Genomic DNA, 13,995 nt, shown 5'->3' with positions numbered 1-13,995 from the left:
TAGCACAAGGGGATCGCAGCGGATGCCGGGAAGATGTAAAAGATCTGTATAGGTAATCTTTACCCCCATAATGCCTGATAGCGTTACGCTTATCAGGCCTACAATCCCCCGCGAATCAATCCCCCCATGCCACGGCGCTCCATAAAGGCCGCCACCTGATGGCGTACTTCTGCCGCCATCTGCGCTTCCAGGCTGCGCTGGGCCAGCGTTTGCGCCTCGCCAAAATCAATATGGCGCAGCAGATATTTCACGCGGGCCACGGATCGACCATTCATTGACAAATGACGGAAACCCAGGCCGACCAGAATGGCCACGCACATCGGGTCACCCGCCATTTCACCGCATAAGCGCAAGTCGATACCGCTTCTTTCAGCTTCCTGCGCAATCATCGCCAGCGCACGTAGCATCCCCGGATGCAGGCTGTCATAAATGCTGGCCACCCGCGTATTGTTACGATCGACGGCCAGAATGTATTGGGTAAGATCGTTGGTTCCGACCGAGATAAAGTCTATCCGGTTAGCCAGATGCGGCAGCATAAACACCATCGACGGAACTTCCAGCATGATGCCGATGCGCGGTTTCGGGATTGCGTAACCGATCATCTCTTCCACTTCACGTCCGGCGCGTTCAATCAGGCGTCGCGCTTCGTCCACTTCATCAATACTGGTCACCATCGGCAGCAAAATGCTCAGGTTACCGGTTGCCGCGTTCGCACGCAGCATGGCCCGGACCTGGATCAAAAAGATCTCCGGTTGATCGAGCGTAATGCGGATCCCTCGCCAGCCAAGGCATGGGTTTTCTTCACTGATCGGCATATAGGGCAGCTGTTTATCGGCCCCGACATCCAGCGTCCGCAGAGTCACTGGCTTGTCGTTAAACATTTGCAGCATCCCTTGATACTGCGCAACCTGTTCTTCTTCCGAAGGAAAACCGCTTTGCAGCATGAAAGGTATTTCTGTGCGATACAGACCAATGCCATCGATCCGGCTGCCCAGCTTCTCTTCATGTTCCGGGCTGAGACCCGCATTGAGCATTACCTTCACGCGCTCGCCGCTTTTTAACTGCGCCGGCTGATTGACGTCATCTTCCGCCAGGCGGCTCAGCTCAATCTCTTCGCTGATAAGACGCTGGTATTCCTGGACCAATACCGGTTCCGGATCGACCAGAACTTCGCCTCGATAACCATCCACCACCAGCGTTCGCCGGTGTAGCACTGACGGCTGGATATCTGCCCCCATGACGGTAGGAATACCCAGCGCACGCACCATAATTGCCGCATGAGAGTTGGCTGCGCCGTCCCGGACAACCACGCCGACTAACCGGTCCTGGGGAAGTTCCGCCAGCGTGGTCGCGGAAAGCTCATCCGCCACCAGCACAAAACGTTCCGGCCAGGCATTCGGTCCCTGGATCGAGTCGTCAAGATGAAATAGCAGACGCTGGCCCAGCGCGCGTAAATCTCCGGCCCGCTCTTTGAGGTAGTTATCGCTCAGCGCGGCAAACTGTTCGGCAAATTTTTCGATGATCGTTTTAACGGCCCACTCAGCCACCGAGCCGTTATCCACTTCCGCAAACAGTTCGCGGCGCAGACGGGTATCGGAAAGCAGGTGCGAGTAGAGATCAAAGATCGCCGCCGTTTCTTTCTGCGCCCCGGCGGTAAAACGCTTGCTGTAACGGCGGAATTCGTTCGCCGCTTCTTCCAGCGCGCCGGTCAGCCGCTCACGTTCGAGCACGGGATCCAGCGTTGAAGCCTGATAAACCTGCTCCATCAGCGGTAGCGTCGCATCCTGCCAGCCTTCGGCAATGGCTACACCGGGAGCAGCAGGCAATGCACGGATACGCGTTTGCCGATATTGGCCGAACAACGCATTCAGTTGCGACTGGGAAAGTATGGCCGCCATTTGCGTGGCGAGCGTCACCAGGAAAGACTCTTCGCTTTCGTCGTACTGACGTAATTCACGCTGCTGCACCACCAGCACACCCAAGAGCTGACGACGCTGAATAATCGGTACGCCTAAGAACGCACGAAAGCGCTCTTCTTTTACCGAAGGGATGTATTTAAAGCTGGGATGTTTTTGCGCATCGGCGAGGTTGATAGGTTCCGCCAGCCTGCCAACCAGGCCAACGATACCTTCATCAAACGCGAGTGCGACAGTGCGACCACGGGGTTTTTTCAGACCCCGTGTCGCCATGAGGTAATAACAACGTCGGTCGTGATCGGCCAGATAGACCGAGCAGACCTCTGTATCCATCGCAAGACAGATGTCGGTAACCAGTATATTAAGCGCCTCATTAAGACGCGGAGCACTGGCCACCTTTTCGACTATTTCGCGCAGGCGGGTGAGCATAATTTGCGTAGCTTAACCTCTTTTACGTCTGTACGCAGGTGCGCTTTGCGGTTTAGGAGTGGCCTCCTGAAGCGCCATAACAACACTTGCGAATTCTTTCATCACCCTGCGATAGACATCGCGTTTAAATGACACCACCTGTCGAACCGGATACCAGTAACTCACCCAGCGCCAGCCGTCGAACTCAGGTGTACTGCTGGTTTGCATATTGATTTCAGCATCGCTGCTGACCAATTGCAGAAGAAACCATTTTTGTTTCTGGCCGATACAAACCGGCTTTGTGTCCCAACGCACCAAACGTTTCGGTAACTTGTAACGCAACCAGTTACGAGTAGAAGCAAGTATCCGTACATCTTTACGGCTGAGACCCACTTCTTCAAAGAGTTCCCGGTACATCGCCTGCTCTGCTGTCTCTCCTGCGTTTATCCCACCTTGAGGGAATTGCCAGGAGTGCTGACCAAATCGCCGGGCCCACATGACCTGCCCCTGGCGGTTACAAATTACTATCCCTACATTCGGGCGGTAGCCATCGTCATCAATCACCGGACTACCTCAATATAAACCTTATATACAAATGATTGTTTCACACTACTGAGAGGCGGTAAACCACTCTGTTAAGGGTGCGATATTCTAATAACAATTGAATAACTCACAGCGAAGGCCCGAGTTATAAACAGAAGAAGAGCATTCAGGGCGATTTTATTCACCTTTTCTGTGGATATAGTTGTGAAGAAGTACGGAATTACTATGGGAAAACCCAGAACAGACCGAATAAGACATTCGTCACATATAAAAAATAGTCTTCTTTATTCATTAAGTTAAAAACGATCTCCACCAACAGATACACATAAATGTGATGTGTATCACGCGCACGATCTTCAGGCTGATGAAAGATCGACCAGCGTTGGTTTTATCCACAGATTATGCCAATAAGTTAGGCACAATTTGTGTAAAAATTCGATTTTCGTCGCACGTCAAGGCTGTAAATTGAAACAGTAGTGGGGGTTTTTCACAGTTATCCCATCTTTCTGTGGATAACATGGTGTAAGATCCTGTTCATTGTCAGTGACCAGAATTGGAAAACCTACATTGCTGTTGCGCAACAACGCGCGCGCGAATATAAAAACCAATATAAATCAAATAATTGAATAAAGCATGTGGAAAAAGATAAACTCTGTCCACACGGTATAAAATCATTGCTCATTTTTTCGCCTAAGGGTTAACCCGATGCCAGAACTCCATCCGTTACTTTCTCCGCCTGATTCTGAAGTCCAATTGCTGACCCAGGCGCGGCAGCTTGCGGGCTACTCGTTGGGAGAATTGGCGACCATGGCGGGACTCGTCACCCCCAAGGATCTCAAGCGTGATAAAGGCTGGATTGGCGTCCTGCTGGAGATTTGGCTGGGCGCCAGCGCAGGCAGCAAGCCGGAGCAGGATTTTGCGGCGCTGGGCGTAGAGCTGAAAACGATCCCTGTGGATAGTCTTGGCAGACCGCTGGAAACCACCTTCGTGTGCGTGGCGCCGTTAACTGGCAATACTGGCGTCACCTGGGAAACCAGCCATGTGCGACACAAACTTAAACGCGTACTGTGGATCCCGGTAGAGGGTGAACGCAGCATTCCACTGGCTGAACGTCGCGTCGGCTCGCCCTTGCTCTGGAGCCCGAACGACGAAGAAGAGCAGCAATTACGGCTAGACTGGGAAGAACTAATGGACATGATTGTACTAGGCCACGTCGAACGCATCACCGCTCGCCATGGGGAAGTGTTACAGCTGCGTCCCAAAGCCGCCAATGCCCGGGCGCTGACCGAAGCGATTGGCGCCAATGGCGAACCAATCCTGACCCTGCCACGCGGATTTTATCTGAAAAAGAACTTCACGCGCGCATTGCTTGAGCGGCATTTCTTATTCCAGCCGCAATAGGCACTGCCCGGCCTTTCACCCGCCGCGTTACGGGCCTATAATTACCGCTTCTTTTTTTTGGCAGGACTTTGCTCGATGTTATTTGCATGGATAACCGATCCTAACGCCTGGCTTGCGCTCGGTACGCTGACGCTGCTGGAGATCGTTCTTGGGATCGACAATATTATTTTCCTCTCTCTGGTTGTAGCCAAACTTCCGACAGCGCAACGCAATCATGCCCGACGTATTGGGCTGGCGGCAGCAATGATTATGCGTCTGGCGCTGCTGGCCTCTATCGCCTGGGTCACGCGACTGACAAACCCGTTGTTCGAGGTGTTTGGCGAGGCGATATCCGCTCGTGATCTGATCCTTCTGCTCGGCGGGTTGTTCCTGATCTGGAAAGCCAGCAAAGAGATCCACGAATCCATTGAAGGTGAGGAAGAGGGACTGAAAACCCGCGTCTCTTCGTTCCTGGGCGCGATTGTGCAGATCATGTTGTTAGACATTATCTTCAGTCTGGATTCCGTGATTACAGCGGTAGGCTTGTCTGACCATCTGTTTATCATGATGGCGGCGGTGGTGATTGCCGTAGGCGTGATGATGTTTGCTGCTCGCCCAATTGGTGAGTTTGTCGATCGTCACCCTTCAGTGAAAATGCTGGCGCTCTCTTTCCTGATTCTGGTCGGTTTTACGCTGATTCTGGAAAGTTTCGACGTCCACGTTCCGAAAGGATACATCTATTTCGCCATGTTCTTCTCTATCGCGGTAGAGACTCTGAATCTGTGGCGCAATAAAAAAAATCCGCTCTGATGAAATCTGTCGCTCCCCGCAAGGGGAGCGAATACCGCGCCGTACCTACCTCTTCTCACAGTTTAAGATTTTACTGCTTTCGTCATGCATAACTTCGCGTTATTACTAAACTATTGTCAGACGCAGGCCATGTGAGGATAAGCAGATGAAAAAATGGGCAGTTTTAATTTCCGCCGTAGGACTGGCTTTTGTAGTTTCTGGGTGCAGCAGCGATTATGTAATGGCGACAAAAGATGGTCGAATGATCCTGACCGACGGAAAACCAGAAATTGATGACGATACCGGTCTGGTGAGCTACCACGATCAGCAAGGCAACGCGATGCAGATCAACCGCGACGATGTATCTCAAATCATTGAACGCTGATGGTTGAGGTCAGCAACAGGCTGGCCTTAACAATTTTACTTCCCTTTTTCCCTTCCCTCAGCCATTTTTATAATCCTTATGTTGTGATTATAAAAAGGAAACGGCTATGCAATATCACCGTATACCCCACAGCTCGCTGGAAGTCAGTACACTGGGGCTGGGCACAATGACGTTTGGTGAACAAAACAGCGAAGCCGACGCCCATGCACAGCTCGATTATGCCGTGGCACAAGGCATAAATTTGATCGACGTTGCCGAGATGTATCCGGTACCGCCGCGTCCTGAAACCCAGGGGCTCACCGAAACTTACGTGGGCAACTGGCTAGCCAAACACGGTAGCCGCGAAAAGCTAATCGTGGCGTCGAAGGTCAGTGGGCCGTCACGTAACAACGACAGCGGCATTCGACCGAATCAGGCGCTGGACCGTAAAAACATCCGTGAAGCGCTGCACGACAGCCTGAAAAGACTGCAAACCGATTACCTGGATCTGTATCAGGTTCACTGGCCGCAGCGCCCCACCAACTGCTTTGGTAAGTTAGGCTACAGCTGGACGGACTCCGCGCCGGTCGTCTCCCTGCTGGATACGCTGGACGCGCTGGCTGAATTTCAGCGCGCGGGGAAAATTCGCTACATCGGCGTTTCCAATGAAACCGCGTTTGGCGTGATGCGTTATCTGCATCTGGCGGACAAACACGATCTGCCGCGCATCGCCACTATCCAGAATCCCTACAGCCTGCTGAACCGTAGCTATGAGGTTGGACTGGCAGAAGTCAGCCAGTACGAAGGGGTTGAACTACTGGCCTATTCTTGCCTGGGCTTCGGTACGCTCACCGGTAAGTATCTGAACGGCGCGAAGCCTGCCGGCGCACGTAATACGTTGTTTAGCCGTTTCACGCGCTACAGCGGTGAGCAAACGCAAAAGGCCGTTGCAGCCTATGTGGATATCGCGAAACGCCATAATCTGGATCCTGCACAAATGGCGCTGGCATTCGTGCGTCGTCAGCCGTTTGTCGCCAGCACCCTGCTGGGAGCAACGACGATGGAGCAGTTAAAAACCAACGTTGAAAGCCTGCATCTGGAATTGAGCGAAGAGGTTCTGGCCGAGATTGAAGCGGTGCATCAGGTGTATACCTATCCTGCGCCATAGCGGTTAGTGCCTGATGGCGCTACGCTTATCAGGCCTACAGAAAGCATTCCCTGTAGGCCGGATAAGGCAACTACACGTCACAGACTAATGGCGGCGCTGCCAAATCCATAGCGCCGCAATCGCCAGCGCAAACAGCGCGCCAAATCCAATACCAATCGCTACCGCCGGGATCCCTACCAGCACTGCCAGCGAGTAAATACCCAGCATCAGCAGCATCGCGCTGTTTTCACCCAGGTTTTGCACCGCAATCGCATTACCCGCACCGACGCTTTTCTTGCCCCGCTCCTGTAACAACGCATTCAGCGGCACCACAAAGAACCCGCCTGACACGCCGATAAGCATTAACAACGCGTAAGCCGGAAGCAGCGCATGTTGCAGCGAGAAGATCAGCACCACGACGCCAATCAGGATCCCCGCTGGCATACAGCGCGACACGGTTTCCAGTGTCACCAGCTTCGCCGCCGCACCCGCGCCGACCACAATCCCGATTGCCACCATGGCATTCAGGTAAGTAGGTGTAGCGTTATCAGTGATGCCCAGCGCCACCGGCACCCACAGCACCAACAGAAAACGCAGCGTGACGCCAGCGCCCCAAAAGAGGCTGGTTCCCACCAATGAGAAACGCGTTTCACCGTTACGCCACAGCGAAGTGGCCGCACAGAAAAAACTGCGGGTCATTTTCCCCAAATGCCAGGACTGGCCAGGGCGAGCCGCGGCCAGCTTAGGGATAAACAGGTTAGCCACCACGGCGCCCGCATAGGCCAGCGCACAGGCAGAAAGCGCAGCAATCACGTGCCAGTCGGCCAGCACGCCGCCTGCCACAGAACCGAGCAAAATCGCGGCAATGGTGGAGGCTTCCATCAGGCCGTTAGCTTTCACCAGTTTGTCGCCAGTGGTCAGTTCACCGAGAATGCCATACTTGGCTGGTGAATACGCCGCCGCGCCGATCCCCACCAGCGTATAGCCGAGAAATGGATTCACGCCGAAACAAATACTCGCCGCGCCCAGCAGCTTCATGCCATTAGCGAACATCATCACCCGGCCTTTGGCAAAGCTGTCTGCCACCTGCCCGACAAAGGGCGCAAACAGGATGTAAGCGCCCACAAACACCATTTGCAGGATCGGCTGACTCCAGTCCGGATAAAATTGTTCCTTAAGCAAAGCCAGCGTGGCGAACAGTAAGGCGTTATCGCCAAACGCCGACAGGAACTGCGCGGCGATAACGGACATCATCCCTTTGGACCAGATAGAAGTGTTAGTGTGCACTGACTCACTCATGTTGTTTTTCCGGCTCATCGACCCAGCTTTTCAGCGTAACAAAATCCGGCTTACCGCTGCCGAGTAATGGGAGTTGTTTCAGATGGCGAATATCACGCGGCACGGCAAGTTCAGGCACGCCATGCGTTCGCGCATACTGCTGCAGTTTTTCGCGCGTCAGTTCACTGTCGGTGGTGAACAGCACCAGCGCCTCGCCTTTGCTGGCATCGCTTTTGATCGCCGTGGCGTGCATTTTGTCTGCAGATACCGCCAGCGCCAGTTGCTCAACCATTTCCAGCGAGACCATCTCTCCGGCAATTTTAGCAAAACGCTTGGCGCGTCCCTGGATCTGCACAAAGCCGTTTTCATCAAAGCGCACGATGTCTCCGGTGTCATACCAGCCGTGCTCAATCTCACCCTGTGCATTTTCTGCCGTCGGCACTTCCAGCACGCCGGGTTTTTCGACACGCAAATAGCCGCTCATAATATTAGGGCCCTTCAGCTGTAAACGCCCTCCGTCCTCAATGCCAGGAACAGCTAACAGTCGGGCATCCATACCGGGTAAGATGCGCCCTACCGTTCCTGATTTCGCAGCCATCGGTACGTTGATCGACACCACCGGCGCACATTCCGTCACGCCATAGCCTTCAAGGACGCGCAGACCAAATTTCTCCTGCCACAGCTGTTTTGTGGTGTCTTGCAGTTTTTCCGCTCCCGCCACCACATAGCGCAGACGGTGAAAATCATAGGGATGCGCGAAACGAGCATAGTTGCCAAGGAACGTTGACGTACCAAACAGTACGGTGCAGTTCCGGTCGTAGACCAGTTCCGGCACAATGCGGTAATGCAGCGGGCTGGGATAAAGAAACACTTCTGCGCCGGTCAGCAGCGGCGTGAATAATCCCACCGTCAGACCAAAGGAGTGGAATAGCGGCAACGCAGACATAAAGCGGTCGTCGGCGGTGAAATCAGCGATGGTTTTAATCTGCTCGACGTTCGCCAGAATGCTCTTGTGGCTGTGTACCACACCTTTAGGATGACCTTCCGAGCCAGAGGTAAAGAGGATCACCGCAGCCTCTTCCGGCTGCTGTTTCACCTGCGCCAGATGCGGCGCCAGCAGATGCGAGAAAATCCACAGCTTATCGCTAAACGTCACATCGGCTTTCAGATCTTCCAGGTAAACCCAGCGCACCTGGGTGAGCTGTTCCGGTAAATGCCAAAGTTTGCCTTTATCGAGAAACTGTCGGGAAGTGAAGATAGTTTTGACTTCTGAAGCAGTAATGGCGCTGGTTAGCCCTTTTACACCTGCTGTATAGTTCATCATCGCCGGAATACGTCGACGCGCAATAGCGCCAAAAATGACCGCCGCGCTGATCCCCGCGTTTGGCAGCATCAGGCCAATTTTTTCACCCTCGGCGGTATATTTTTCCAGGATACGGGCCACAAACAGCGTCTTAGTCAGCAGTTTACGGTAGCTGTCCGGCGTAAAGTTAACATCTTCAATGCAGTTTTTGCCTGCGCCAAAGCGATATTTCGCCGCCAGCAGAGATTCGTAAAGTGTTTCACGCGGACGTACCGCCATGCGCGCTTCCATCATAATTTGATGCAGCATTTCACCCGCGATTTTGCGGCGATCGCGAGCACGCGGCGCTTCCGGCATCGGCATGTGGGTCGGCGGCAGGATGTGCAAGCGTATACGCGGGAAGAATCGCTGTTTAACCAGACCTTTCAGGCGACTAAAGCGTGACAACTCCGCGCCTTCGATGCGCACAGGAACCACCGTGGCCCCTGACTTTGCCGCGACAAACCCGGCGCCGTCATAGATTTTCATCAATGAACCGGTGGTCGAAATACGCCCTTCCGGGAAAATAACCACCGGACGCCCCTGCTCGACCAGGCGAACCAGATGTTTAATCGACATCGGTTTGGTCGGGTCTAACGGCACGAAATCAATCAGCGGAGTCAGCCAGCGCATGTACCATTGCTGACTAATAGAGGTGTAAACAGCAAAAACGGGGCGGATCGGTAAAAAAAGCGCCAGCAGGATGCCGTCGATAAATGAGACATGGTTGGGAGTAATTAGAACGCGTTCTCCCTGTAGCGCGCTGATATCGCCCGTGACGCGAACGCGGAAAAGCACGCGAAACAGATTACGAAAAAAGCCAAATAGCATCTCAACTCCCTGTGCCATTAATTACATAAACATTAATGTTGGGAGAGTATACGAGTTGGAGAGTGGGCGCGACAGGTAACTGGTGAATACAATCCGAAAAAAAACCTGCGCATCCGCGCAGGTCGGTGCAAGAGACAGGTACGAAGTGCGTACCGAATAATCTCACCAATCAATACCTCTGGGATCTTGATTGTGGTCGTCAGCAGCCAGATACGCCAGTGCGAAAACGCAAAGGAATGAACCCAAATGCAACGAGTTGTGTAAATTATCGGTTACTGTTACAGATAGGCCGAAGACAAAAAAAAACCTGCGCATCTGCGCAGGCTGGTGTAATTCTAGTGATCAACCCGAAAGTTGATTTCACCTATCAATACCTCTGGGATCCCAACTCTAGCAATCTGCTCAGTGCCCTCACCAGCGAACAATCGCAACAGCACATCGCAAAGTGTAAGTAAAAATTAGCGTTTTCTATTTTTTGTCTTACTTCGCTCGTGCGCGCTCACATTTGCGACGTCCTGACAGGCAATCTGCTTGAACAGCCAGCCATTTTCCGTAACACTGACACAATGTAAGCGTTTACCCACAACAGGTACTATCATGGCGACCATAAAGGATGTAGCCCGACTAGCTGGTGTATCAGTCGCCACCGTTTCTCGAGTGATTAATGACTCCCCCAAAGCCAGCGAAGCATCGCGTCTGGCCGTAACGAGTGCAATGGAATCACTCAGCTACCACCCCAACGCCAACGCGCGTGCGCTGGCGCAACAATCTACCGAAACCATCGGACTGGTGGTTGGTGATGTGTCAGATCCATTTTTTGGGGCAATGGTTAAAGCTGTCGAGCAGGTGGCCTATAACACCGGTAATTTTTTACTGATCGGCAACGGCTACCATAATGAACAGAAGGAACGTCAGGCGATTGAACAGCTCATTCGCCACCGCTGCGCTGCGCTTGTTGTCCACGCCAAAATCATCCCGGATGCAGACCTCGCTTCATTAATGAAGCAAATCCCCGGCATGGTATTGATCAACCGAATTCTGCCGGGATTCGAACAACGCTGTGTTGCCCTTGATGACCGCTTCGGCGCGTGGTTGGCTACCCGACACCTTATTCAGCAGGGCCATACGCGTATCGGTTATCTGTGCTCCAATCACACTATTTCAGATGCGGAGGATCGCCTGCAAGGCTATTACGATGCGCTGGCGGAGAGCAATATACCGATTAACGATCGGCTGGTGACCTTTGGCGAACCAGATGAGAGCGGCGGTGAGCAGGCCATGACCGAGTTGCTTGGCCGTGGCAAAAACTTCACGGCAGTAGCCTGCTATAACGACTCCATGGCGGCTGGCGCGATGGGCGTGTTAAATGATAACGGCATTGATGTACCAAGCGAAATTTCCCTGATCGGCTTCGATGATGTGCTGGTTTCCCGCTATGTGCGTCCACGTCTGACCACGGTACGCTATCCGATAGTGACGATGGCAACCCAGGCCGCTGAACTGGCGCTGGCGCTGGCGGAAAAGCGACCCACGCCTGAAATCACCCACGTATTTAACCCAACTCTGGTGCGCCGCCATTCCGTTTCGACGCTGACAGAGCCGGGCAATTCTTCGTCAAACGATTAACCAGGATAGCGTCATGACCACGATGTTGGACGTTTCACGACACGCTGGCGTCTCAAAAGCGACCGTTTCGCGCGTGCTGAATGGTACGGGTCAGGTAAAAGAGAGTACGCGCCAGAAAGTGTTTAAGGCGATGCAGGCACTTGATTATCGACCCAATTTTTTAGCGCGCTCTTTGGCGAACCGTACCAGCAACAGCATTGGCCTGGTGGTTTCCACGTTTGATGGATTCTACTTTGGACGCCTGCTGCAACAGGCTTCGCGCCAGACGGAATCTCACGGTAAGCAGTTGATCGTCACCGACGGCCACGACACACCGGAGCGTGAACAGGAAGCCGTGCAAATGCTGGCCGACAGGCAGTGTGATGCCATTATTCTCTATACCCGTTATATGAGTGAACAGGCGATTATGTCGCTAATGAACAGCATTGCTATGCCGTTGCTGGTCATTAACCGTGATGTCAGTCAGGCCCGCGATCGCGCGATTTTCTTTGAACAGGAAGAAGCCGCGTTCCAGGCGGTCAATTATCTGATCTCCCAGGGGCATAACGATATTGCCTGCATCACCGTGCCGGGCCATACCCCTACCGGTAAATCACGTTTGATGGGATATCGTAAGGCGCTGGAAAAAAACGGTATTCCCTGGGATCCCGACAAGGTCAAATACGGCGACTCCACAATGACGCGAGGCTATGAAGCCTGCCGTGAACTGCTGGAGGAAGGGGTGACATTCAGCGCCCTGTTCGCCTGTAACGATGACATGGCATTAGGTGCATCAAAAGCGTTGCATCAGGCTGGCCTGAAGATCCCAACGGACGTCTCGCTGTTTGGTTTTGATGATGCGCCCAGCGCCAAATGGCTGGAACCGGGGCTTTCTACCGTTTATCTGCCGATTGACGCCATGATAACAACGGCAATTGACCAGGCTATCCGTCTGGCCAACGGTGAGAGCGTAGAGCCGATCCCACCGTTTACCGGCAAACTGGTGTTGCGGGAATCGGTGACAACGGGGCCGTATTACGAATAGTGCCGGATGGCGCAAGCGCCATCCTGCGTTTCACAACGCTATATTCAGATTAATTCCAGCGCCAGTAGCTCATCAATCGTCTGGCGACGACGGATCAGTCGCGCCACACCATTATCAAACAACACCTCCGGCAGCAGCGGACGGCTATTGTAATTTGACGACATTGACGCGCCGTACGCCCCGGTATCGTGCAGCACCAGATAATCCCCCGGCACTACCGCTGGCAACAGACGGGTTTCCACATTTCCGCCTTCCTGCTGGGTAAAGACGTCGCCGGACTCACACAGCGGCCCGGCTACTACGGTTTCTATTTGCGCGGCTTGCTCCAGAGAACGGCCATCTCCCGCCAGTGCAGAGATATGGTGATAGCTACCGTACATCGCCGGGCGCATCAAATCGTTGAAGCCTGCGTCAATCAGCACAAAGTGACGGCTGCCCATCGCTTTTACGCTGCGCACCTGCGCCACCAGCACGCCAGCTTCCGCGACCAGAAAACGGCCCGGTTCGATCTCCAGTTTGACAGCGTGACCCAGATGATGCGCAATTTGATCGCGCGCGGCGTTCCATAACCCAAAGTAATGATCGGTATCGATCGCCTCTTCGCCCTCACGATACGGGATCGACAGCCCGCCGCCCGCGGAGATCGCCTCCAGATCCTGACCAAACTCGACAACCTGACGCACCATCGCGCCGCATACCTGTTCCAGATGGCCGTAGTCCACGCCGGATCCAATATGCATATGAATACCCACCAACTTCAACTGATAGCGCTGGATCACTTCCAGCGCCGCCGGAAGATCGCTGTACCAGATACCGTGCTTGCTGTTCTCGCCGCCGGTGTTGGTTTTTTGACTGTGTCCATGACCAAAACCAGGATTCACGCGCAGCCACACGCGATGGCCCGGCGAAAGCTGGCCCAGTTGTTCCAGCATATCCACCGATCCAGCATTTACCGGAATGCTCAATTCATGCACCCGGGCGAGCGTCGCGTCATCGATCATATCGGCGGTAAAGACTATCTCATCTTGTCCCGGCTCAAAGCCCGCCGCCAGCGCGCGTTCAATTTCGCCCAGCGAGACGGAATCGACCTTCACGCCCTGCTCGCGCATCAGGCGCAGAATATGAATATTTGAGCATGCCTTCTGGGCAAAACGCACCACGTCAAACTGGCTCAGTTTGGCAATCTGCGCGCGGATAATCTGTGCATCATACACCCACACCGGGCAGCCAAATTCAGCGGGCAGGCGTAGCAGGTTGGCGGCGGTGAGATCGGTATCAGTGCTGTTGAGTGGGCGTGGCATGATGTGCTCCGGTATTGGCTTTTTTATGATTACGCCACAGGCCAGA

The 13,995-nt window shown here is 53.7% G+C and carries 11 protein-coding genes; 6 read left to right on the top strand and 5 right to left on the bottom strand.

Annotated elements, in window-relative coordinates; all coding sequences use genetic code 11:
* Positions 1–98 precede the first annotated feature (98 nt).
* Together ptsP and rppH are read right to left on the bottom strand one after the other, a co-directional pair.
* Complete coding sequence (gene ptsP, locus FDW96_RS05320) at positions 99–2,345, bottom strand: phosphoenolpyruvate--protein phosphotransferase (RefSeq protein WP_042310784.1); 2,247 nt, start codon at positions 2,343–2,345, stop codon at positions 99–101.
* Positions 2,346–2,357: 12 nt separating this feature from the next.
* Positions 2,358–2,888 carry an RNA pyrophosphohydrolase gene (gene rppH / locus FDW96_RS05315; protein WP_042310785.1) on the bottom strand — a complete coding sequence of 177 codons (531 nt, stop codon included), beginning with the start codon at positions 2,886–2,888 and terminating at the stop codon, positions 2,358–2,360.
* A gap of 684 nt (positions 2,889–3,572) precedes the next feature.
* Here rppH and mutH point away from each other — a divergent pair.
* From mutH to FDW96_RS05295, 4 genes are all read left to right on the top strand, one after another.
* Complete coding sequence (gene mutH, locus FDW96_RS05310) at positions 3,573–4,268, top strand: DNA mismatch repair endonuclease MutH (RefSeq protein WP_042310787.1); 696 nt, start codon at positions 3,573–3,575, stop codon at positions 4,266–4,268.
* 75 nt (positions 4,269–4,343) lie between these two features.
* A complete protein-coding gene (locus FDW96_RS05305) occupies positions 4,344–5,057 on the top strand; it encodes a TerC family protein (protein ID WP_038633330.1) in 714 nt (237 codons plus the stop codon).
* A 145-nt stretch (positions 5,058–5,202) separates the two neighbouring features.
* Positions 5,203–5,421 carry a lipoprotein YgdR gene (ygdR, locus tag FDW96_RS05300; RefSeq protein ID WP_038633333.1) on the top strand — a complete coding sequence of 73 codons (219 nt, stop codon included), beginning with the start codon at positions 5,203–5,205 and terminating at the stop codon, positions 5,419–5,421.
* Positions 5,422–5,527: 106 nt separating this feature from the next.
* Positions 5,528–6,568: an NADP(H)-dependent aldo-keto reductase gene (locus FDW96_RS05295; RefSeq protein WP_042310789.1), complete on the top strand. Its 1,041-nt coding sequence runs from the start codon at positions 5,528–5,530 to the stop codon at positions 6,566–6,568.
* Positions 6,569–6,652: 84 nt separating this feature from the next.
* Here the strand turns inward: FDW96_RS05295 and lplT are convergent, their stop codons facing one another.
* Together lplT and aas are read right to left on the bottom strand one after the other, a co-directional pair.
* Positions 6,653–7,846, bottom strand: coding sequence for a lysophospholipid transporter LplT (gene lplT, locus FDW96_RS05290; protein WP_038633338.1), 1,194 nt, complete (start codon positions 7,844–7,846; stop codon positions 6,653–6,655).
* Positions 7,839–9,998 (bottom strand): bifunctional acyl-ACP--phospholipid O-acyltransferase/long-chain-fatty-acid--ACP ligase, encoded by a 2,160-nt coding sequence (aas, locus tag FDW96_RS05285; protein ID WP_137365309.1) that lies wholly within the window; start codon positions 9,996–9,998, stop codon positions 7,839–7,841. Before aas ends, lplT begins: the two co-directional genes overlap by 8 nt.
* Positions 9,999–10,595: 597 nt before the next feature.
* On the opposite strand from aas, the gene galR reads away from it, so the two are divergent.
* Both galR and FDW96_RS05270 read left to right on the top strand, forming a co-directional pair.
* Positions 10,596–11,624 carry an HTH-type transcriptional regulator GalR gene (gene galR / locus FDW96_RS05275; RefSeq protein WP_137365308.1) on the top strand — a complete coding sequence of 343 codons (1,029 nt, stop codon included), beginning with the start codon at positions 10,596–10,598 and terminating at the stop codon, positions 11,622–11,624.
* Between the two features lie 13 nt (positions 11,625–11,637).
* Positions 11,638–12,648 carry a LacI family DNA-binding transcriptional regulator gene (locus FDW96_RS05270; protein ID WP_042310796.1) on the top strand — a complete coding sequence of 337 codons (1,011 nt, stop codon included), beginning with the start codon at positions 11,638–11,640 and terminating at the stop codon, positions 12,646–12,648.
* A gap of 44 nt (positions 12,649–12,692) precedes the next feature.
* Here FDW96_RS05270 and lysA read toward each other — a convergent pair whose 3' ends face one another.
* Positions 12,693–13,949 carry a diaminopimelate decarboxylase gene (lysA, locus tag FDW96_RS05265; RefSeq protein ID WP_079226045.1) on the bottom strand — a complete coding sequence of 419 codons (1,257 nt, stop codon included), beginning with the start codon at positions 13,947–13,949 and terminating at the stop codon, positions 12,693–12,695.
* Between the last annotated feature and the right edge of the window lie 46 nt (positions 13,950–13,995).

This window comes from Citrobacter sp. TBCS-15, from assembly GCF_005280815.1.
GTDB lineage: Bacteria > Pseudomonadota > Gammaproteobacteria > Enterobacterales > Enterobacteriaceae > Citrobacter > Citrobacter werkmanii.
Note: the sequence above shows the minus strand (reverse complement) of the source record. Positions and strands in the feature narration are given on the sequence as shown.

Excerpts from the sequence above, each read along its gene's own strand:
- ptsP (WP_042310784.1), bottom strand. The coding sequence starts at position 2,345 with ATGCTCACCCGCCTGCGCGAAATAGTCGAAAAGGTGGCCAGTGCTCCG.
- mutH (WP_042310787.1), top strand. The coding sequence starts at position 3,573 with ATGCCAGAACTCCATCCGTTACTTTCTCCGCCTGATTCTGAAGTCCAA.
- FDW96_RS05305 (WP_038633330.1), top strand. The coding sequence starts at position 4,344 with ATGTTATTTGCATGGATAACCGATCCTAACGCCTGGCTTGCGCTCGGT.
- ygdR (WP_038633333.1), top strand. The coding sequence starts at position 5,203 with ATGAAAAAATGGGCAGTTTTAATTTCCGCCGTAGGACTGGCTTTTGTA.
- FDW96_RS05295 (WP_042310789.1), top strand. The coding sequence starts at position 5,528 with ATGCAATATCACCGTATACCCCACAGCTCGCTGGAAGTCAGTACACTG.
- lplT (WP_038633338.1), bottom strand. The coding sequence starts at position 7,846 with ATGAGTGAGTCAGTGCACACTAACACTTCTATCTGGTCCAAAGGGATG.
- aas (WP_137365309.1), bottom strand. The coding sequence starts at position 9,998 with ATGCTATTTGGCTTTTTTCGTAATCTGTTTCGCGTGCTTTTCCGCGTT.
- galR (WP_137365308.1), top strand. The coding sequence starts at position 10,596 with ATGGCGACCATAAAGGATGTAGCCCGACTAGCTGGTGTATCAGTCGCC.
- FDW96_RS05270 (WP_042310796.1), top strand. The coding sequence starts at position 11,638 with ATGACCACGATGTTGGACGTTTCACGACACGCTGGCGTCTCAAAAGCG.
- lysA (WP_079226045.1), bottom strand. The coding sequence starts at position 13,949 with ATGCCACGCCCACTCAACAGCACTGATACCGATCTCACCGCCGCCAAC.